Genomic DNA, 296 nt, shown 5'->3' on the forward strand with positions numbered 1-296 from the left:
CCAGCCTGGCCTTTTTGCGGGCCTGCGGATCCAGCAGAACGTTCCGGCGGTATTTTTTCACTTCCTGCCAGAGGGCCTTTTCAATCATTTCATGCTGCCAGTCCTCAATCTGGAACAGGATATTGCAGACATAGCTCAGATAGCGGCATTCTGCCGCACGGCTCAACTGGGGGAAATCACGCTTCACATTTTCCATCAGCGCGTGGCAGTGCCGCACACTATCCAGCTTTCTGGGGTTGAAGGCCATATTATGGATGCTGCTGCCCCGCTGGAAATAATTGTAATCCCGGTTTGCG

The 296-nt window shown here is 53.4% G+C and carries 1 protein-coding gene; it reads right to left on the reverse strand.

All coding sequences use genetic code 11. The annotated features are described in order from the left end of the window. Positions 1-296: hypothetical protein (locus P0G09_RS19370; protein WP_275253487.1), on the reverse strand; the 296-nt coding region annotated here is incomplete at both ends.

The organism is Faecalibacterium sp. DFI.5.82 (genome assembly GCF_029076575.1).
In the GTDB taxonomy this organism is placed as follows: Bacteria; Bacillota; Clostridia; order Oscillospirales; family Ruminococcaceae; genus Faecalibacterium; species Faecalibacterium duncaniae.